The following is a 20,433-nucleotide window of genomic DNA, read 5'->3' as shown; positions in this document are numbered from 1 at the left end:
AGGGCTATGAATCAGGTTCTTTCACAGAGTGAAGTTGATGCGCTTTTAGCCGCGGTTTCCGACGGGGATGTTGCCTCTTCGGATTCACCAAAGTCAGATGATGGCCAAGGTGGCGGCGGTGGCGGCAGCAACGGTAAAGTTGAAGAGCGCAAAATTATATCTTACGACTTAACCAGCCAGGATCGTATTATCCGCGGTCGTTTGCCTCAGCTGGAAGTTATTTACGAAAAGTTCATGAGAGCTTTCCGTGTTTCTTTGTCTTCGGCTCTTCGCAAAATCGCGTCGATCACTTTGACTGGTACGGAGTTCCTGAAATTCGGTGAGTTTATCAATACGTTGCCGATGCCCACTTGTATGTGCGTTCTGCGCTTTGGTAACTTGCGTGGTTCAGCTCTTTTCGTAATCGAAAGTAAGTTGGCTTACGCTTTGGTGGACAGTTTCTTTGGTGGAGCCGATCGTCCATACACTAAAATTGACGGTAAAGACTTTACTCCGATCGAACTCCAGATCGTTCAAAAAGTTGTGGGTCTTGCGATCAACGATCTTGAAACGGCCTGGGCTTCAGTTGAAAAAATCGGTTGTTCATTTGTTCGTACGGAAGTGAATCCACAGTTCGTAGGTATCGTACCTCCAACTGACGTGGTTATTGCCTCCACTTTCGACGTTGAGCTTGAGAATGCATCGGGCACGGTTTCGATCGTGATCCCTTACGCAACGATCGAGCCGATCAAGCAAAAATTATCTACAGGTTTCCAAGTAGAAAGTGACCAAACGGACAAGAAATTGTGGACTTCTACAATTCAAGAGCAGCTTTTGGAAACAGATTTGGAAATCAAAGTGAACTTGGGTGAAACCGAGATCAAACTTCGTGACATGATGGGCTTGAAAGTAGGGGATGTCATTCCTTTGGATCAAGATGCCACCGGCGAATTTGAAGTTGAAATTGAAGGTATCAAAAAGTTTTTAGGTTATTACGGAATACATCATGGAACCGTGGCTGTCCAAGTGACTCGTCCGGTAATCAAGTAGGGGGATAAATGACAGACGATAAATTGGACGACTTGGCAGATCAGTTAATGGCAGAAGCTTCGGGAATGGCCGCTGAAAATGCAGCTCCGAAAAAAGAAAATAACAGTAATTCTATCGTGAAAGATAGAAATCTAAATCTGATCCTGGATATTCCATTGAAAGTAACGGTGGAATTGGGTCGTACGAAAATGCCAGTGAGTGAGCTTTTGAATCTGACTCAAGGTAGCGTTATTGAATTGAACAAATTGGCGGGTGAGCCAATGGAAGTTTATGTGAACGACAAATTGATCGCACGCGGTGAAGCCGTGGTGGTGAATGAGAAGTTCGGTGTACGTTTGACTGATATCATTTCTCCGGCTGAACGCGTAGAACAGCTGAAGTAAGAGGTTTTTAATGAAGTGGATTCTTTCTCTTCTTTTTGTGATTTCCGTATCTGCTCATGCAGCAGACAAAGAGGCCCCTACCTCTGAGGCAGCTCCAGCAGCTGTCACGGCAGAAGCGAAAACCGACGCAGCGGCGGCGGCAACAACAGCTGATGCAGTGGCGACGAAAGATTTGCCGAAAATCGATAATCGTAAAGAATCTGAAATTCCACTGAATTTGGAAAAACAAAAAAATGCCGGAACTGAAGGTTCAAGCTGGTTCCGCATTTTGATGACACTTTCGATTTTGGGTGCAGTGGCTTGTGGTGCATTTATCTTTTTGCGCAAGTACTCGGTTCCTAAGGAAAGAAAGCATCAAACGCAGATCAAGGTTTTGCAACAGCATTACCTGGGTCCTAAGAAAAGCTTGGCCATCGTTCGCGTAGCGGGTGAGTCCATCCTGATCGGTGTGACGGATCATAATATCTCGATGATTAAATCCCTTTCTTTGTTGGATGACGAAGTTCCGGAAGAAGCTCCCAAAAGCTTTGGTAAAACAATGGCAACTTTTGATGAAGACGAAGACCAGCAACAATTCGGCACGGAGCCTAAAGAACGTGTTTCATTCAAAAGCCGTGCAAAAGATAGCGCAAGCACAGACGCGGACGACGAGTTCGCCATCAGCGGAATCAAAGATATCGTTTCAAAACGTTTGAAAGGTATGAGGAATTTTCAGTGAACTTTAAGAAACTGACTCTTTGGAGTTTGATTCTGCTGCCTCTGATTTTGCTGACAAGTTCACATGCTTTTGCGCAAGTGACTTTGCCAACAGTGAATCTGGGGTTCAAAACTTCTGACAACCCAAATGAAGTTGTAAACGCGATTAAACTGGTTTTGATCATGACCGTGCTGACTTTGGCACCGGGTATCTTGATCATGATGACAGGCTTTACACGTATTATCATCGTATTGTCTTTTTTAAGACAAGCGATGGGTGTTCAACAAATGCCACCGAATCAATTGTTGGTGGGTTTGTCTTTGTTCCTGACTTTCTTTGTGATGCAACCAGCATTCAATGAAATTAACACAAAGGGTGTTCAGCCTTATTTGAAGGGCACGATTTCTCAAGAGGCTGCGATCGAGAACTCCCTGGCTCCTCTTCGTAAATTTATGTTCAACCAAACGCGTGATGCGGATCTGGCTTTGTTCGTAAAACTTTCTAAAGTTGAAAAACCGAAGACACGTGCGGAAGTTCCAACGATGGTTTTGGTTCCAGCGTTTGTGGTTTCTGAACTTAAAACAGCATTCCAGATCGGATTCATTATCTTTCTGCCATTCCTGGTTATCGACATCGTCGCATCCAGCGTTTTGATGGCGATGGGTATGATGATGCTTCCCCCGATTGTGATTTCGCTTCCATTTAAGATTATGCTTTTCGTACTCGTCGACGGTTGGGGTTTGCTGATCGGTTCGATGGTAAAAAGTTTCGGTTGAGGTAATAAATGACTGAAGAATTAGTGATTAAGCTTGGTCAAGATGCTCTAAGAACAACGGCGATGTTGTCAGCACCTCTATTGATCAGCACTCTGGTCGTAGGTTTGGCCGTTTCCATTTTCCAAGCATTGACTCAGATCAATGAAGCAACTTTGACGTTCATTCCGAAGATGATCGTGGTTGCAGTGGTGGTCGTTTTAGCTGGGCCGTGGATGATGGACGTTTTGACGACATACACTTCGACATTAATTGAAAATATTCCGGCCATGGTCAGGGAATAGCTGAATGTTAAACTGGACGGCACTTACAGAAGCACAAATCCTCCTTTTCGCGCTGATCTTTCTGCGTATGGTGGCTTTTGTGATTGCTTCCGCTTTCTTTGGTGCAGGTAATATTCCAGCTCCCGTGAAGATTTTATTGTCCCTGATCTTGAGCGTCCTTTTGTTTCCGATCGTTAAAATTGGCAACGTGGATTACCTTACGATCTCTAATGAAATCATATCCTTAGCCATCCGCGAACTGATGGTCGGTCTAGTGTTGGGTTTTTTAACCCGCATCTTCTTTTTCGTTGTCTCTATGGTGGGGGATCTTATCGCGATGAGCGTGGGTTTGTCTGCCGGTCAGATGTACAATCCATTGCTAGGAACATCTGGAAATGCGATGGAGTCTTTTTACTCCACTCTGGGGACGTTGGTTTTTCTCGCGATCAACGGGCACCATATTCTGATTCGCGCCATTGTCGAGAGTTACACCTTGGTTCCGGTCAGCTCTTTGAGTTTGAATGTGGGGCCATTCGCAGAAATGGCGATGTTTGGTCAAACGACTTTTATTCTTACAATTAAGATGTGTGCCCCTGTGTTGGTGACGATTTTGCTGGTGAATTTATCGATGGGTATCCTCGGTAGAGCAGTTCCCCAGATTAACGTCCTGGTTACGAGTATGCCGGTCTCTATTATGATCGGTATGACGGTTGTGTTTATCTGTTTACCATTGATGGTTTCCGAGATGAACGGACTGGTCGAAATCACGGCCAGTCAACTGTTCAAAGTGATGAAAGCATTGTAGAATTTTAGAGAGAGATGAAGTTCTAGGAAGGAACTAAGTGTCAGGGGAAAACGACAGCGAAAAAACCGAATCGGCCACGGATGCCAGACGGGAAGAATTTCGCAAGCAAGGAAATGTTGCGCAGTCCAAGGAGCTAGCTACAGCAGTTTTGTTGTTGGCGGCTTCCGGTGGCGTCTATGCGCTTGGTCGTTTCTTTTTCAAGAATTTCTATGACCTTTTCCAGTATTCCTTCGGTCCCGACATGGTTTCAACTATTCGTTCCGGGAACTTCACTGAAGCTCTTCGTATTAACGGAGAGAAAACTTTGATTCTTATTGCACCTGTAATGGGTATTGCAGGTTTGTTGGGTGTTGCGGCGACTGTGGCGCAAATCGGTTTCTTGCAAGTTGAAGATGCACTGACTCCGGATCCCAATAAGCTGAATCCCGTAGAGGGCATGAAACGAGTGATGAGTCTTCGCGCCGTCATGGAAGCCGTAAAAGGTATTCTGAAAATGGGCGCAATCGGTATGGTTTTGTATTTCTTGTTACGTGGCGAAGTTCATCAAATCCCGTATTTGATGAGTTTCTCGATTGAACAAATCTGCACTTACATTGGTGGCATTGTCGCAAAGCTTTTGGGCGGCGTGGGTGGAGTGATGTTGGTTCTGGCTGGAGCTGACTATTTCTATCAACGTTGGGATCTTGAAAAGAAAATGATGATGACCAAACAAGAAGTGAAAGAAGAGCACAAACAGCGCGAGGGTGATCCTATGATCAAATCGCGCATTCGTCGTATCCAAAGGGAGATGGCCTCTAAGCGTATGATGGCTGACATCCCTAAGGCCGACGTTGTGATCACGAACCCGACGCATATCGCAGTTGTTTTGAAATACTCAGACAACTTGCCAGCTCCTCAAGTGGTGGCGATGGGTGCGGATGTCGTGGCAGAGAATATTAAGGCGCTTGCAAGAGAGCATAATATTCCGATCGTTGAGAATAAACCATTGGCCCGCACGATCTTTAAAACCATGAAGATCGGACAAGTGATCCCAAGGGATCTGTTTGTTGCGGTGGCCGAAGTCCTTTCATATGTTTACCGATTGCGTAGGAAGAAAAGATAATGGAAGATGTTTTTCAATTTTTAAAGAGATTCGAAAAGTATACTAAGAATACGGATCTTTTTATTGCGTTTGGTATCCTGGCAATCCTGGCGGTCATGATCATTCCATTGCCTCCAATGATGCTGGATATCTCTCTTACATTCTCCCTGGCGATCAGTATCCTGATCCTGCTTGTAAGTATCTATACTCAACGAGCACTTGATTTCACATCTTTCCCATCGCTGCTGTTGATGACGACGTTATTCCGTCTGTCCCTGAACGTAGCGACAACTCGTTTGATTTTGACTCACGGACACGAAGGTGAAAAAGCGGCCGGTGATGTTATCGCCTCGTTCGCAAATTTCGTTGTCGGTGGTAACTACGTCATCGGTTTTATCATGTTCGCGATCCTGATCGTCATCAACTTCATGGTAATCACGAAGGGTTCTGGGCGCGTAGCCGAAGTCGCTGCACGTTTCACCTTGGATGCGATGCCGGGTAAGCAGATGTCGATCGACGCGGAATTAAATGCGGGTCACATCACTGAAGCTGAAGCTCGTAAACGCCGTCGTCAGATCGAACAAGAAGCTGACTTTTATGGTGCGATGGACGGTGCCTCTAAGTTCGTACGTGGTGACGCTATCGCTGGTATCATTATTACGTTGATCAATATCCTGGGTGGTTTGGCAATTGGTGTGATCCAAAAAGGTTTGGATGTGAGCACAGCTGCCAAGTACTACACGATGTTGACGATCGGTGACGGTTTGCTTTCGCAGATTCCGGCACTTATCATTTCCACCGCTGCCGGTACGATTGTTACTCGTACTTCGAATTCGGATAAAGACATGGGTGCTGAGGTTACGAGCCAACTTTTGGTCAACCCTCGTGCCGTTATGATTTCGGGTGGTGTGTTAATCCTTATGGGTATCATCCCGGGTCTTCCAACAATTCCATTCTTGATGATGGGTGGATTGATGTGTGGAACTTCCTGGGTTATTAAAAAATACAAAGCCGAGACTGTCGCAGCAGAAAAGAAAGCTTTGGAAACTCAAGCAATTGCACCGAAAAAGGAAAACATCGAAAGCATGCTTCCGGTCGACATGGTGGAATTGGAAGTTGGTTATGGCTTGATCAGTATCGTGGAGTCTGACCAATCCGGGGACTTGCTTGAGCGTATCGTCAGTATCCGTAAGCAGTTTGCTTTGGATCTGGGGATCGTGGTGCCAAGTATTCATATCCGCGACAACTTACAGCTGGCGCCGGGTGAGTACCGCGTGATGATCAAAGGGAACAGAGTCGGTGGTGGTACACTTCGTCCAGAAGCGATGCTTGCCATGGATCCAGGAAATGTTTCTGATCCTATCGATGGTATTAAAACAAAAGAGCCTGCATTCGGTCTTGATGCTCTTTGGATTTCTCCAAACCGAAAAGAAGACGCTGAAATCGCTGGTTACACAGTGGTGGACTTGCCAACCGTTATGGCCACTCACTTGACGGAAATCATCCGCTCTCATGCTCATGAATTGTTGGGTCGTCAGGAAGCAGCTTCCTTGGTTGAGAACTTTAAGAAATCTCATCCTAAAGTCGTCGAAGAGCTTATCCCGGATCTTATGTCATTGGGTTCTGTTGTTCGCGTTATGCAAGGGCTTCTTAAAGAACAAGTTTCGATTCGTAATTTGCTTACGATCTTTGAGACTTTAGCAGATGAAGCTCCGCGTACAAAAGATATTGAAGTCCTTACAGAAAGTGTTCGTAGGTCCCTGGCTCGCGGTATCACCGCAAAATATACAACTGATCAAGGCAACATCCCTGTGATGACCTTGCACCCGGTGATCGAGGAATTGATAGCGAACTCTTTGTTGCAAACAGAGCAGGGTGTGCAGTTGGTGATGGATCCAAATACAGCACATCGCTTGATCAATGAGATCGCGCGTGCGGTGGAAAACCATCCGGAAGTGGCAAGTCAGCCGATTCTGCTGACCAGCCCGACTTCCCGTCGTCATATTTATAAACTGACTTCGCGTTTTATTCCTCAGTTGGTTGTGCTTTCGCACAATGAATTGACGTCAGATGCGGATGTTCAATCGGTTGCCCTTGTGGAGATGAGCCATGCAGGTTAAGAAATTTGAAGCACGTACGATGAAGGAAGCTCTGGAGATGGTTAAGACCCAGCTGGGTCCTGATGCCATCATCCTCTCTGCCCGCGACAACAACAAAAGCTTCGGCTTGGTCGGTGAAGGAAGCGTGGAAATCACAGCCGCCGTCTCCGAAGAAACTTTGCAAAAAAAGAAATTTGCAGAATCTAAATTGCGTGAGCAAGATCGCCAAAGATTTCAGGCTAGCACCGCACGTCAGCAAAAAGAGCTGATCACCAAAATGGTGGAAAAGCATGTGCAAAAAAGCCAGCCACCTGCGCAAATAACGCAACGTCGTTACATCGATATCGAAGATGAAAATGAATACGCTCGTCAGCAGAAAATGTCTGAGGAAAGAGTTAAGAATGCGGCTCAACGCGCTTTGCATGCTTTCCAGGAACAAGAACAAAACTTTGCACCTAAAAAAGCGGCTGTACCCCTAAAACCGGCTGCGGCTCCGGCCCCAGCTAAACCAGCAGGTGAGTCACCAGAAGTTATCGCTTTGAAAAGCGAGATCGCAAACTTGCGTCAAGTGATCACTCAGTTCCAACAAATGCCACAATCCTTCGTGGGGGCTCATCCGGGAGCAGATTTTGGTATTTCTTACGATTTAAGTTCTATTTTTGAAAAACTGACTCGCTCAGGAATGGCACCAGAGATCGCGGCTGATATCTTGACTCAGACTCAAGAAACATTGCCACCTTTGAAAATAAAAAACAAAGCTTTGGTAGAAGCGTTTGTTGCTCGTCGTGTTTTGGACGCTATTAAGATCGCGCAAAACCCAACAGCGGGAAAAATTCACTGCTTCGTGGGTCCGGCAGGCAGCGGTAAAACTTCAGCATTGATTAAAATGGCGAGCCATATGGTGGTTCGTGAGCGCAAGAAAGTTGCGATCTTCACAACAGATACATTCAAAGTGGGTGCGGCTGATCAAATGAAGATCTATGCGCAAATCCTGAATGTTCCGTTCTCTGTGATTCGCAATCAAAACGACTGGCACAATCTAATGCGCTATTTGGCGAATGTTGATTGCGTGTTGGTGGACTTTGCGGGGCTAAGCCTTAAAAACAATGAAGAGATCAATCTTTTGCGCAGCATTTTGCCACCGCAAGCATTGAACGCGAACATTCATCTGACGATGTCGTCGAATACGAAAGACGCCGATGCGATTGAATTGGGCCGTCGCTATTCGGTGTTGGGTTATAAAGACGTGGTATTCACATCTTTGGATGAATCCACTCAGCACGGTACGATTTACAATTTCATGAAGCGTTTTGATATCCCACTTCACTCTTTCGGTATTGGCTCGCGCGTTCCAGAAGACTTTGAATTCGCGACGAAAGAGCGTTTGTTGGATCTTATTTTCAATATCACTAAATTCAAACAACAGGATTCTGAAGCTGTATGAGCCGATTAAATACTTTTGATTTATACCGCACAAGAACGATCAGCATCACTTCTGGTAAGGGTGGTGTTGGCAAGACGACTTTGGTGGCCAATCTTGCTTTGAGCCTCGCTCAAAAAGGTAAGAAGGTTTTGATTCTGGATGGGGACCTGGGGATGGCGAACGTGGATATCATGTTCGGCGCCAAATGTCAGGGCAGCATTCACGATATCATCGCCGGTCGCAAAGAGATGAAAGACATTCTTTTGGAAGTTTCTAAGGATGTCTTTTTGATTCCTGGTGGCAGCGGAATCGTAGAGTTTAATAACCTGAATCATTTTGAAAGACGTGCGATGGTGGAAGCCATCAGTTCGTTGCCGATGGGCTTTGACTATCTGTTAATTGATACCGCTCCTGGTATCGCAGAGAACGTTTTGTTCCTTAATTCTGCAGCTCAGTCGGTAAGTGTGGTGATCACACCAGACCCGTCCAGCTTTGCAGATGCTTATGCACTTATTAAAGTTTTGAACAAACAGTACAAAGTAAATCACTTCTCAATCGTGTGCAATCAGGTGCGCGATGAAGAAGAAGGGATGAATCTATACAAGCGCTTCAACGATGTCGTGAACCGCTTCCTATACATTGGTCTTGATTACTGGGGCTCAGTTCCAAACGATGCGGTGCTGAGAAAAGCAACACAAATGCAACGTCTCATTGTGAGACACGATGTGGGTGCGGAATCTTCCAAGGCAATTCGTCAAATTTCTGCGCAGATCGAAAAATCCTCCAAGCTAATTGAAGCTAATGGCGGAATGCAGATGTTCTGGGATCAAGTGGTGGGTTTCGCTTAAGGCAAATCCTAGTCCGCCACAGAATTGGACTTTCAGCGCATAGGGCTGTTTGCTAACATAGACTTCAAGAGGGATAAATATGGGGAAAAATGCGGCATTGTTGAAGAAGTACAAGGATGAGCCACGTCAGCTCGCGCCGACAAAAAAAGACGATCTAATTAAAGAATACGCTCCACTCATTAAATTTATCGCTCAGAAAATCGCCGTTAGACTTCCCTCTAACATCGAATTGGATGACCTGATTTCTGCGGGTGTTATCGGCTTGATGGACGCCATCGAGAAATACGATTCTACACGTGATAATAAATTTAAGACTTACGCTGAGTTCCGTATCCGTGGTGCCATCCTGGATGAACTTCGCGCGCAGGACTGGGTTCCACGCTCTATTCGTGATAAGGCAAAATTGCTAGATCGTACGATGGTGCAATTGGAAGCGGATCTTGGTCGCAATGCAACTGATGAAGAAGTGGCTAAGGCCCTGAACATCAATATCGATGAGTTCCATGATCTGGTAAATCAAGTTCGCCCTGTCAGCTTGTTACCAATCGACCAAGCCACAACTTTCAGTAACACAGACAAAAAATCCATCATGGATATTTTGGAAGGTTCTCGTACGAACAGCCCCTTCAACCAATTGAATGTTAAAAACATTAAAGAAGTTGTGGCGACGGCGATTGAGGAACTTCCGGAAAGACAACGTCTGGTTCTGTCTTTGTATTACTATGAAGATTTGAATTTGAAAGAGATCGGTCAAGTATTGCGCGTGACTGAATCCCGCGTTTCTCAATTGCACGCTCAAGCAGTCACTCGCCTTCGTGCGAAATTGGCTGCGACGATCGGTGCGGGCGAGTTAGAAGTCGCTTAGCTTGCTGAGTTTATTTTCATAATTAAATCAGAAAAACGCCATGGCTAACCCCATGGCGTTTTTTATATCTGGACTGACAAACGACAGGTCCCGGAATTGCTTTTGGAGATGTGCTATCATTCGTATATGAACAGGGAGGCCATTATGAGAATTCTAAAGGTACTTCTGGCAACTTTGATCTTATCTGCATCCTCTTTCGCTTTTGCAGCTCCAGCGACATTACGTTCAGAAACTTTAATGAGCGATGATGGAACGGCCCAACAATCCCAAACGACGTCACGCAGACCTTCCAGCTTGTTTAAACAACCCGGTATTCTGCCTTGTCCCGATCAATCACGCATGACGAAAATGAACGATCTGGCGAGACTGGAAAACCACAGTCGGGATTGCAATCCTTCGACTGACGGAGCTTTAAGAGTTCAGCCTGATCGTCCAGACGGAGAGGTTCAAGGTTCAGAGATTCCTGCACAATTCGAATAAATTTGTGAGAGCAAAGGGCTAACAGATTTTTCTTATGCAAGAAACTTGGAGTTTGTCTTGAAACAGCTTGAATGTGAGTGAGTGATTTCAGGCACGTTCTAGTAATATTAAATCCATGAGAACAGCAATACAAATCATGACGGTCTTAATGGGTTTCTTTTTAATCTTCCAAGCCACAGCGGCGCAAGCAGCAGTCGAATTAAAAGGCGACGGCTTTGAAAAGCTTAGCGGCAATTTAAAGGATCACGAGATGCAGGTGGGTTGGGCAGAACCAATCAAAAAAATGAAATGTAAATTGATCAGCCATGTGGCGGTCGATGATTTTACGGGTCAGGCAGCCAATAAAATGAAAGCGATGACCAGCTTGGAATGGAAGTTTTAGTTGTTACTCTTCGTCTTCCATTTTGACTTTGATCTTTTTCATCAAGCGCGCTTCCATCTGGCGAACAGCCTCACGCGTGATGCCGTATTTTTCACCGATCTCCTGTAAAGTCAGGGGTTCGTCATTCAGAATACGCTCATCCAGAATGATCTTTTCGCGGTCAGAAAGTTCAGGGCGAATTTCTTCGATTTTCCGTTTTAAGATATCCAGTTGTTCTTCGCGCGCCATTTGCTCATCCAATGGTTGATCGCTGAAACCTTTCTGCAGATCACCCAGGCTGGTACCAGAGTCATCATCCACCGGTTTATCCAAACTTACATCACGGCCTGACATGCGCATGGCCATATCACGAACCTCGTCTTCAGGAATTCCCAGTCGAGAACTGATTAAAGCCGTTGTGGGTTCAACACCCATTGCGTCCAAGGCGTTTTTTTCTTTCTGTAGCTGATAAAAGAGTTTTCTTTGATTCTGAGTTGTACCAATGCGCACCATGGAATATTGGCGCATCAGATATTCTTGAATGTAACCTTTGATCCACCAAACGGCATAAGTGATCAGTCGGGCACCTTTATAGGGATTGAACTCGCGCACGGCATGCATCAGTCCTACGTTACCTTCTTGAATCAAGTCGATCATCTTCGCACCAAACTTAGAATACTCCGCTGCGACTTTGACGACGAAGCGCAAATTTGACTTCACCAAGGCTTGAGCTGCCTCGGGATCTTTGGTTTCGAAATATTTTTTAGCAAGAGCGATCTCTTCTTCTTTGGTGAGAACTTTGTATTTGCGGATTTCGTTCAAATACATCACCAAAGGGTCGCTGGATGTCAGTGCCTTGGAGCTATCAATACTTGGAAGCTTGGGGGACTCTTCAGTCTCTGCGAACTCGTCAGCGTCCTCGTCATGAGAAGAAGGAACCGCGTAAGCTTTATCAGCCTCTGCATGCTCCATAGAATCCGATGATTCGTCCTCAACTATTTCCGCGACAACTTTTTTGGGTTCGACTTTTTCTTTGGAAGTTTTTTTTGCAGGGGCTTTTTTAGGCGTAGGTTTTGCCGGGGTGGCTTCTTTGGAAGCCACCGTTACCTTTTTGTCCTTCTCGGGAGAAGTTTTAGCCTTGGTTTTTGCCATAGTCCCTTTTTCGAAATCGAACAATTAGCGGGATAAATTAGTCCAGGATTTAAGCCAGATACTTAGCGAGCTTACGCTCCAAAGTTTCCTGCACCTTACCCTTGAACGGAGTAAGCATCAATGGCAGATCCACCACAACTGATACCTTACTGCCATTGCCCGCAGCAGCAACATTCATGTCAGCTTTGAATTGGGAGCCATTAAGTTTGCAACTCATCGTTCCATCACTGAAATCGCACTTCAATTTGGGATCGAATTTACGAAGATCAAGGTCATTTGCCAAAAATTCTTTAATTTTCTTATAAGCTTCTGGCGCGGGCTGGCTGGAATCGTGATTAATCGTGAACTTAGGCATTCTTGCGGTCCTTTCAAACGTTCTGTTTTTTGAGTATATCGCTTCGTGGCGCCGGAGGGGAAGCTTTAAGGCGGGAGGGCTTCTCGCTTTGGACAGTCCTCGCTCGATTTGTATTTGTGATATTGCCTAGGCTTTGGGCTCGCTGTGGAACTTGCGATAAGCCCTCCCGCCTTAAAGCTTTCCCTCCTCGTCGAGTGTTAATTCAAAAATACATAAGTCCTCAGGACCCAGAGGCTCAGGTCGGCATTCTGATGGGGAGAATGTGGGGGAGGGGTGCGTTGGATTTTGACCTTTTTTAATAAAAATGGGAGTATTTTTGGATGCTTGGGATAGTTCCGAGCGTTCTACCTTTGATAAGGGTTATCCATGAAATTTGTTAAGGATCTTAAGAGAACTGATTATTGCGGTAAAATGACTGCAGCCAATGTTGGGCAAAAAGTTGTTGTGATGGGTTGGGTCGATGTGCGACGCGATCACGGGAACTTGGTGTTCATTGATTTGCGCGATCGCGAAGGTATCGTTCAAGTCGTTCTTGATCCAAACAAAGCTGAAACTTCTGCATCAAAAAATCTCCGTGGCGAATTCGTTGTCGCGGTTGAAGGTATCGTTCGTGCGCGTCCTGACGGTATGAAAAATACTAAAATCAAAACAGGTGAAGTGGAAATCGAAGCAACTCGTTGTGAAATTCTGAATGAGTCTGCAGTTCCTCCGTTCCAAGCGGGCGATAACAACGTAAACGAAATGCTGCGTTTAAAATATCGTTATTTAGATTTGCGTACAGAGCGTTTGCAATCTCACTTGATCACTCGTCACAAGGTGGCTCAAGTGGTTCGTCGTTTCTTGTCAGATAACGGCTTCCTGGAAGTTGAAACTCCGATTCTTTACAAATCCACTCCGGAAGGTGCACGTGACTATTTGGTTCCTTCACGTGTGAACCAAGGGACGTTCTATGCGTTGCCACAGTCTCCGCAAACGTTGAAACAGCTTTTGATGATCGGTGGTTATGACCGTTACTTCCAAATCGCTCGTTGCTTCCGTGACGAAGATTTGCGTGCGGACCGCCAGCCTGAGTTTTCCCAAATCGATATGGAAATGTCTTTCATTGATCAAGAAGACATTATGGCGATGAATGAAAGAATGCTTCGCACGATCTGGAAAGAGATCAAAGGTATCGACGTGGGTGAAATCCCGCGTATGACTTATCAGGACGCGATGGATTGTTATGGTATCGATAAGCCTGACACGCGTTTTGGAATGGAAATCAAAGATCTGAAATCCATTGTAACCGGTTCTGGCTTTAAAGTATTCGACGATGTTTTGTCTCGTGATGGTATCGTGCGTGGTATCGCTGTTCCTAAAGGTGGTACATACTCTCGCGGTCAATTTGATAAACTGACGGATATGGCAAAACGTGCGGGTGCTAAAGGTTTGGTTTGGATCAAATCTGAAGCTGACGGCACATTGAGTTCTCCAGTTTCCAAATTCTTCTCGCCAGAAAAACTTTCAGAGATCTTTATGGCGACCGGCGCCCAAAAAGGCGACTGTGCTTTGATCGTAGGGGATGAATTCGATATCGCTTGCGCAGCACTTTCGACATTGCGTCTGCACTTGGGTAAAGAATTGAATTTGATCGATACAAAAACCTACAAATTCTTGTGGGTGGTGGACTTCCCACTTCTTGAGTACTCCCCGGATGAAAAACGCTGGGTCGCTCGTCACCATCCGTTCACGTCTCCTAAGGATGAGTCTTTTGATGACTTGTTGGGTACGAACGAAGCGGCTTACGGCAAGATCCTGGCGAAAGCTTATGACCTTGTTTGTAACGGTTACGAAATGGGTGGCGGATCTATCCGTATCTATCGTAATGAAATTCAGCAGGCGATGTTCCGTTTATTGGGCATGAGCAAAGAAGAAACTGAACACAAATTTGGATTCTTCTTGGAAGCTCTGAAATACGGAACTCCTCCACATGGTGGTATTGCTTGGGGCTTGGACCGTTTGGTGATGCTACTTTGTGAAACAGACGCTATCCGTGAAGTGATCGCATTCCCGAAAACGGCGAAAGCGACGGACCTGATGGCGGATTGTCCAAGTGAAGTGAAAAACGATCAGCTTGCGGAAGTGGGCATTCGTTTGAGTGCTTTGGCAGAGAAAACTTTGGCGGATAAAGTCAAGGGTGTGACTGCGAAAGAGAGCGAGGCTTAATAGCCTTGCTCTAGTTAGTGACTGTGATATTGCCGGAAGTGGTTAGGATGTGAATCTTAGCCACTTGATCTAAAGATGTGGCCGCGGCAGGATTCATCTGAGCGTGATTATCGATCTTGCCGATCTCTGATTTTAATTCAAATTCGAAAATCTGATTTTTATCCACGACAAATTCAATATCTCCGCTTTGTGATTGCAGTTGCAGTTGGCCGGCGTATTTTTCCGGAAGATAAACCGAAGCCTCAAGTTTGGAGTCTGATTCTTCGGTGTACTCTTCGCCATTGATATTCAAATGAATCCAATGTGTGGACATCGGATCGTGCAGTTCCAGAGTCAACTTTCCTGACTCTGTGATCTGGCTGACAAAAGGACCTTTTTCAAAACGGGGAGCTTTGCCCTCGACCAAAACTTTTAATGTTGAACCATTGTATGTTCGCACATGAATTGGCATACGGTTGCTGCGCACCTGGATAGTTTGAATTCCTTGCAGAAAGTATTCTTCTTGTTCCTTATGATCTTCGCCGGCAGCAAAGTGTCTGGTGACTTTATTGAAAGCCGTAAAGATCGAATTTGGATTATAGATCGTGTATCCGATGAGAATAATCATCGAGCCGACAAAAATAAAAAAGAGGGCAATCGCACCCATGATCAGCTTCTTCAACATGGTCTCATATTTATCACATTGAAAATGACAAAGAAACGTAATTGAATAAGAGACAGATCTTCCACAGGAGTTACCTCATGCAAAGAGTTTTGCCCGAAACAACCTTAGAAAAAAACATGATGTGCATGGGAGCTGTATTTATTGAAGAAAACTTTCTTCTGGACGATTTGTACGAAATCATTGGTTCCGATTTGGTGGAAGGTCAGGAATTGGCCGGGGACGTCAAAGATCAGGTTTTGGAAGAAGTGGGCGAGTACTTTTTTCGCCTGGACATGAACTGGGGCGATGAAATTAAAGCGGATTGTATCGAAATTCTGCAGGATTATTGGGGAGTTAAAAGTCGCGAAGATGCTCTTAAGAATCTGGAAGACATTCGCCAACAGGGTCATCGCGTAAAGTTCAATGTTTTGCGTGGTATCGTTCCTGCTGAGGGAAACCCGGATCACCACACGCTGGAAAAATTCAAACAGGTTTTCACTTTTGATTTCAGCGAAGACAAACCAGCGCAGATTTCCGACGAGGACATTCGTAAACTCGCACAATGGTTTCAAAGAACACATAAGTTTTTAGGACAACACGGCATCCTTGCTTGGGATGCAGCTCGTTTTGTCCACCTGGCGCGCTTGAGTTTTGTTGCAGGATATTTAAATGACAACGAAGCGTGGGCTGAAATTTTAAAAATGGCGCCCATCGCCGAGGGCAAGTTTCATGACTGGATGGAGTTTTCCCAAAGCTTCCTGATTGGTCGAACATTTTGGTCGGGCAGTGAAGATCCCTTGGTGAAGAAAATCTGCGAAAGACTGCTGGGGCATCCCGCAAGTCCTTGGAATTTCTATCCTCTGTCTTAGTTAAACTCTGACCTAGGTCCAGAAATCCGCTGCAGGTCTCAAGCTGAGACGTCTTAATCCGATACGAAGTATAAGGGAAACCATGGATGGTTTTCTTTAACACACACGGAGGTGTGGTATGGATAAGATCAGCGGAATCCTTCCTTCTAGCGCAAGAACCCGAGCGACGGATGTGTCAGCATCCCAACCGGCGCGCCCAGGTGCTCCCGCATTTGGTCGTCCCGAAGGAAAAAATTCCTTGGGTGACCGAGTTCAATTGAGCAAACAGTTGGAAGAAATGCGCCAATCAGGAGCGATGCCGGAGCCCGAAGCTCCCATCAGTTATAAAACTCCTGAGATGAGCAAAAAGAAAGTTATCGAAGACTTGAATAAAGCCTTCTTTACAAATCCGAAGTCTATCGCTCGTGAAAACGCGGAAACAACTCGTTCAGAGGAAGCTTTGAATAACGTCAAAGACGCTCAAGAGTTCTTCCCGACGAAGTCAGGTCCAATGGCTCAACCAGGAAGCCGTGGTCCTCAAGAGAACACAGGCGATAAGCCCCTTTAAAAATTCTTAAACCTGATGGCTCTCGACCGGCAACCAGAATGTAGTCGAGCGAGAGCTGAATCAGGCGACGAATTGCTATCAGATTCCATTGGGGTGCACCCATTTGGATCAGCATTTCCAGGCGAATCAAAGCCTGTTGCGGATCTTGCGCATGAAGCGTTCCAAAGCTTCCCGCATGCCCCGTTGCTAATGCCATTAAAAAATCTTTCGCTTCAGCTCCACGTACTTCACCCATCACCAATCGATCCGGTCTTAATCGCAACGAACGCTTTACCAGTTGAGTTTGGTCTATGTTCGGCAAAATGCCTTGAGGATCTTCCCGGGTAAGAAGCTTCATGCTGGCACTATTTGAAAGTGCGATTTCCGAAGTATCTTCGATGACCACCACGCGCTCGTTTGCGGGTAGCAAATCCAATAGTGAATTCAATACCGACGTTTTTCCGGATCCTGTGGAGCCAATAACCAGAAAATTCTTTCGTTCCTGAATCAGCTGTTTAAAAAAATCCACTTCGCGATCACCACACCACTGATGGGACTTTAATTTATCAAATGTCCAAGGATTTTTCGGATGGCGACGGAGGGATAGATGCGCATGGGACTGAGTTAAGTCAGCGCCGACGAGGCTTAAACGAAAGTCACCAAAGCTGCTGTCCGCGGAAGGATGTTCAACAGTGATAAAGCACTTCGCCGCTTGGGACATCCGTTCAATGCAATTGCGGAAGCTGATTTCAGATAAGAATCCGTCCTGATGTTCCATCAGTTTACCATTTCTTTCGAACCAGATTTTGTCGGGCCCATTCACCAGAATTTCTGTAACGGTTTCGTCTTCCATCAAGCTGCACAAAGGTCCCCAGGAATAAAACTCTGCCCGAAGTCTTTGCCCCATTTCAGAATTCATTCGGGAGGTTTCTTGCAGAATTAATTGGTCGATTTTTTGCGAACGCAACTGCGTTTCCTCGTCTGGCGAAAGCAGTAACTCGTTTAAGGGCAGGCGTTGAATTGCAACCTGAAGATCCAGATAGTGCTGTTTAAGAAGTGTGATCATATGCTATTTTGAATTTCGCCCAGGTGGCGGGGACGGCCTTCGCCGTTGTTTTCATTTTCATTCATGATGGAGGGGCGAACAAAGATCACAAGTTCAGACTTGTTTTCTCGAAAGTCTTTGCTCGAAAACAGCGGGCCCAGGATAGGAATTCTGGAAAGTATTGGCAGACCGCTTGAGCTGTTTCCCTCATCATTTTTTAACAAACCTGAAAGAGCAATGGTCTGTGGCCGGGTTAAATCAAAGTGACTGGAGACCCGATTGGTTAAAACTCCGGGTACACCATCCACGGCACGGGCTTGATCCAGCGTCGATACCTCCGTCTCAATGGACAGACTGATTCTGCCCGCGGCATCTGCGCGGGGCTTCACTCGCAGCAAGATCCCATATCTTTTCCACACGATATCTTGAACTTCATAATTCATGATCTTGATTGGAAACTCTCCACCAGCAAGGAATTCAGCCTCGCTGCCGCTGCGACAGATGATATTGGGACTTGCTAGGATTCTTCCAAAGCCTTTTTCCTCAAATGCTTGCGCGGTAAAGACGGCTTCGCCCCACACGTTTCCGTCCTTAGGTAATACAGTCGCAGAATACTCTTGGGGCCATTTGATACCGTATTTCACGGCATTGGAGTGAATGACTTCAGCTACAGTGATTTGAACTTTCACTGTCGGCGCAATGTCCAGACTGGTTTGATCCTTCACGATGGAAATACCATAGGGTAGTAATAGCTTTTGGTACTTACGTAATACCAGATCATTTCCAGCGACTCGAACTTCTGGTGCTGGCACAAAGATAATAGTTTGCGGAGGAATTTTTGCTTTGTTCAAAAGGTCACTGAGGTGTTGCTGACTTTCATTTTGCAGAGTCGGAGACATTACTGCGCGCATTTGATAAGTGATGCCTGAATCTTTCAACGAATCAGCCAGGCGGATCCAATCCTGAAGGCGATACAGGCGTCCCGTGACCAATAAGTCACCTTCACCAACTTCGGCATTCAGTCCGATAAATTTTGCCAACTGCTTTTTCAAGTCAGATAGAGCGGCCCGTTTTGCGGGGTGGACGACTTGAATGCGATAAAGTTTTCCGTCGACTCGCGCGTTGGTCATCCCCTCGCCAACACCCTTGATGTTTAGGCGTGCCCCCAAGGCGTCGGCCTTTAGAATCGCGCGATCCTGAATCCACACAGATGAGTGGGCGTGAATGTTTAAACTGCTGGATTCGCCTAAGGAAAGAACGATTTCAGTAGTGGAACCGAAGGTAATATGGGAATAAATCAGACAAAGTAAAAATAGAAAGGTCTTCATGGGAGGGTGCCAGAGCAACCTTTAAGCGCAGGGCCTCGCAAGTTCATATGGTATGAGCCTGCGAGGTTCGGACATTTACGGATTGGCGAGAGGAAGTTCGAAAGAAACCATCACACCTTGATCGGTATTCTTAAATTGCAAGTGTGAACCGTGTGCTTTCAAAATCGCCTGACAAATTGTCAGCCCCAGGCCAGTTCCTGATGAGTGGTGCATGACATCTTCATCAATGTAAAAAGGCTTCATGATTTTTTCCACAACTTTACTGGAAAGATGAGGGCCGCGGTTTGTGACAGAGAATCTAGCCACATTTGCTTCTGGAGCAACTTTCACTTCGATTTCAGTTCCGTCCTGACAAAACTTCGCTGCATTGTGAATCAATCTTTGCATAATCTGTTTCACCAAACGCACGTCTGCCAGCACTCCGTTAGGTGAGATGTGATTTCCAATCGTGATATTTTTTTGATTCAAAAGATTTACGACTTCTTTAGGAAGATCGCTAAACTCAGAAAACGAAACGTTTTGCACGTCGATCTTAAGCTGATTTGTTTCGGCACGAACAATCAACAAGACATCGTCCACCAGATTTTTCAAACGATCGGCGCTGCGAGAAATGCGGTTTACCATCAGTTTGTCTTCATCTGCCAATGCCGATTCACTGAGGAGGGCTGAAAAACTTAAGATGGATGTCAGGGGAGTTTTCAATTCATGATTGATCAGAATCATAAAGTTGGATTTCGCGACATCCAGACTTTTCAATTCCTCCAACGCTTTTGCTAATTCTGAATTTTTCGTTTTCAGTTCTTGGCCTAAGGCAAAGCGATCAACTGCGTGATCCACGGTGTTCGCAAGATCCACGGGATCCCAAGGTTTCGTGATGTAGCGAAAAATTTGACCTTTATTCACGGCTGAGATGACGGATTCTAGATCTGTATAACCAGTCAGAAGAATACGGACTGTCTCAGGATGAGATTCCAGAGTTTTTTCTAAAAACTCCACTCCCGTCATTTCAGGCATACGTTGGTCGGTAATGATCAATGCCAACGCGCCTCGATGTTGGTCGAGAACCTCTAAAGCCTGCTTTCCGGACGTAGCCTTAAGTACAGTATATTTCTTTCGAAACAACCTCTCTAAGGCCTCTACGTTATCTATTTCATCGTCAACACAAAGAATTGTGTGCTTGCTCATATGAAGGTAGTGTAGGAT

21 protein-coding genes and 1 pseudogene are annotated in these 20,433 nt (G+C 45.6%); 16 read left to right on the top strand and 6 right to left on the bottom strand.

Annotated features, from left to right (window positions below; all coding sequences use genetic code 11):
• Window positions 1-6 precede the first annotated feature (6 nt).
• The 13 genes and pseudogenes from fliM to HW988_RS16405 all read left to right on the top strand — a co-directional run bounded on the left by fliM (window position 7) and on the right by HW988_RS16405 (window position 11,128).
• Window positions 7-1,029: a flagellar motor switch protein FliM gene (fliM, locus tag HW988_RS16465; protein WP_142701538.1), complete on the top strand. Its 1,023-nt coding sequence runs from the start codon at window positions 7-9 to the stop codon at window positions 1,027-1,029.
• Window positions 1,030-1,154: 125 nt separating this feature from the next.
• Window positions 1,155-1,412 (top strand): annotated as a pseudogene (gene fliN / locus HW988_RS16460) (flagellar motor switch protein FliN); the annotation flags it as partial.
• A gap of 10 nt (window positions 1,413-1,422) precedes the next feature.
• Window positions 1,423-2,130, top strand: a complete 708-nt coding sequence (gene fliO / locus HW988_RS16455; RefSeq protein ID WP_181605247.1) for a flagellar biosynthetic protein FliO — start codon at window positions 1,423-1,425, stop codon at window positions 2,128-2,130.
• Window positions 2,127-2,885 (top strand): flagellar type III secretion system pore protein FliP, encoded by a 759-nt coding sequence (gene fliP, locus HW988_RS16450; RefSeq protein ID WP_142701535.1) that lies wholly within the window; start codon window positions 2,127-2,129, stop codon window positions 2,883-2,885. Before fliO ends, fliP begins: the two co-directional genes overlap by 4 nt.
• A gap of 8 nt (window positions 2,886-2,893) precedes the next feature.
• Window positions 2,894-3,166 carry a flagellar biosynthesis protein FliQ gene (fliQ, locus tag HW988_RS16445; RefSeq protein WP_142701534.1) on the top strand — a complete coding sequence of 91 codons (273 nt, stop codon included), beginning with the start codon at window positions 2,894-2,896 and terminating at the stop codon, window positions 3,164-3,166.
• 4 nt (window positions 3,167-3,170) lie between these two features.
• A complete protein-coding gene (gene fliR, locus HW988_RS16440) occupies window positions 3,171-3,950 on the top strand; it encodes a flagellar biosynthetic protein FliR (protein WP_181605246.1) in 780 nt (259 codons plus the stop codon).
• 37 nt (window positions 3,951-3,987) lie between these two features.
• Window positions 3,988-5,052, top strand: a complete 1,065-nt coding sequence (flhB, locus tag HW988_RS16435; protein WP_181605245.1) for a flagellar biosynthesis protein FlhB — start codon at window positions 3,988-3,990, stop codon at window positions 5,050-5,052.
• Window positions 5,052-7,151, top strand: a complete 2,100-nt coding sequence (gene flhA, locus HW988_RS16430) for a flagellar biosynthesis protein FlhA (RefSeq protein ID WP_181605244.1) — start codon at window positions 5,052-5,054, stop codon at window positions 7,149-7,151. Before flhB ends, flhA begins: the two co-directional genes overlap by 1 nt.
• Complete coding sequence (gene flhF, locus HW988_RS16425; RefSeq protein ID WP_181605243.1) at window positions 7,141-8,574, top strand: flagellar biosynthesis protein FlhF; 1,434 nt, start codon at window positions 7,141-7,143, stop codon at window positions 8,572-8,574. Before flhA ends, flhF begins: the two co-directional genes overlap by 11 nt.
• Complete coding sequence (locus HW988_RS16420) at window positions 8,571-9,401, top strand: MinD/ParA family protein (RefSeq protein WP_181605242.1); 831 nt, start codon at window positions 8,571-8,573, stop codon at window positions 9,399-9,401. Before flhF ends, HW988_RS16420 begins: the two co-directional genes overlap by 4 nt.
• A gap of 79 nt (window positions 9,402-9,480) precedes the next feature.
• Window positions 9,481-10,266 carry a FliA/WhiG family RNA polymerase sigma factor gene (locus HW988_RS16415; protein ID WP_181605241.1) on the top strand — a complete coding sequence of 262 codons (786 nt, stop codon included), beginning with the start codon at window positions 9,481-9,483 and terminating at the stop codon, window positions 10,264-10,266.
• Between the two features lie 144 nt (window positions 10,267-10,410).
• Window positions 10,411-10,746 carry a hypothetical protein gene (locus HW988_RS16410; RefSeq protein ID WP_181605240.1) on the top strand — a complete coding sequence of 112 codons (336 nt, stop codon included), beginning with the start codon at window positions 10,411-10,413 and terminating at the stop codon, window positions 10,744-10,746.
• 115 nt (window positions 10,747-10,861) lie between these two features.
• Window positions 10,862-11,128 carry a hypothetical protein gene (locus tag HW988_RS16405; protein WP_181605239.1) on the top strand — a complete coding sequence of 89 codons (267 nt, stop codon included), beginning with the start codon at window positions 10,862-10,864 and terminating at the stop codon, window positions 11,126-11,128.
• Between the two features lie 3 nt (window positions 11,129-11,131).
• Here the strand turns inward: HW988_RS16405 and HW988_RS16400 are convergent, their stop codons facing one another.
• Window positions 11,132-12,259, bottom strand: coding sequence for an RNA polymerase factor sigma-32 (locus tag HW988_RS16400; protein ID WP_181605238.1), 1,128 nt, complete (start codon window positions 12,257-12,259; stop codon window positions 11,132-11,134).
• A gap of 49 nt (window positions 12,260-12,308) precedes the next feature.
• Entirely contained in the window at window positions 12,309-12,614 is a 306-nt protein-coding gene (locus HW988_RS16395) for a polyhydroxyalkanoic acid system family protein (RefSeq protein WP_181605237.1), read from the bottom strand.
• 366 nt (window positions 12,615-12,980) lie between these two features.
• On the opposite strand from HW988_RS16395, the gene aspS reads away from it, so the two are divergent.
• A complete protein-coding gene (gene aspS, locus HW988_RS16390) occupies window positions 12,981-14,819 on the top strand; it encodes an aspartate--tRNA ligase (RefSeq protein WP_181605236.1) in 1,839 nt (612 codons plus the stop codon).
• Between the two features lie 10 nt (window positions 14,820-14,829).
• Here the strand turns inward: aspS and HW988_RS16385 are convergent, their stop codons facing one another.
• Window positions 14,830-15,483 (bottom strand): DUF4097 family beta strand repeat-containing protein, encoded by a 654-nt coding sequence (locus tag HW988_RS16385; protein WP_181605235.1) that lies wholly within the window; start codon window positions 15,481-15,483, stop codon window positions 14,830-14,832.
• 77 nt (window positions 15,484-15,560) lie between these two features.
• Here HW988_RS16385 and HW988_RS16380 point away from each other — a divergent pair, with 77 nt between their 5' ends.
• Window positions 15,561-16,331, top strand: coding sequence for a DUF1266 domain-containing protein (locus tag HW988_RS16380; protein ID WP_181605234.1), 771 nt, complete (start codon window positions 15,561-15,563; stop codon window positions 16,329-16,331).
• Between the two features lie 118 nt (window positions 16,332-16,449).
• Window positions 16,450-16,878, top strand: coding sequence for a hypothetical protein (locus HW988_RS16375; RefSeq protein WP_255490078.1), 429 nt, complete (start codon window positions 16,450-16,452; stop codon window positions 16,876-16,878).
• Here HW988_RS16375 and HW988_RS16370 read toward each other — a convergent pair.
• The 3 genes from HW988_RS16370 to HW988_RS16360 form a co-directional block, all read right to left on the bottom strand.
• On the bottom strand, window positions 16,781-17,923 hold the full coding sequence (locus HW988_RS16370) for a CpaF family protein (RefSeq protein WP_181605233.1): 1,143 nt from the start codon (window positions 17,921-17,923) through the stop codon (window positions 16,781-16,783). The genes HW988_RS16375 and HW988_RS16370 overlap by 98 nt on opposite strands.
• Window positions 17,920-19,230 (bottom strand): type II and III secretion system protein, encoded by a 1,311-nt coding sequence (locus HW988_RS16365; RefSeq protein WP_181605232.1) that lies wholly within the window; start codon window positions 19,228-19,230, stop codon window positions 17,920-17,922. The genes HW988_RS16370 and HW988_RS16365 overlap by 4 nt, the downstream gene beginning before the upstream one ends.
• A gap of 75 nt (window positions 19,231-19,305) precedes the next feature.
• Window positions 19,306-20,415 carry a hybrid sensor histidine kinase/response regulator gene (locus tag HW988_RS16360; RefSeq protein ID WP_181605231.1) on the bottom strand — a complete coding sequence of 370 codons (1,110 nt, stop codon included), beginning with the start codon at window positions 20,413-20,415 and terminating at the stop codon, window positions 19,306-19,308.
• Between the last annotated feature and the right edge of the window lie 18 nt (window positions 20,416-20,433).

It is taken from the genome of Bdellovibrio sp. KM01 (assembly GCF_013752535.1).
GTDB lineage: Bacteria > Bdellovibrionota > Bdellovibrionia > Bdellovibrionales > Bdellovibrionaceae > Bdellovibrio.
The sequence above is the reverse complement of the archived record's forward strand: the minus strand, read 5'-3'. Positions and strand labels throughout refer to the sequence as shown.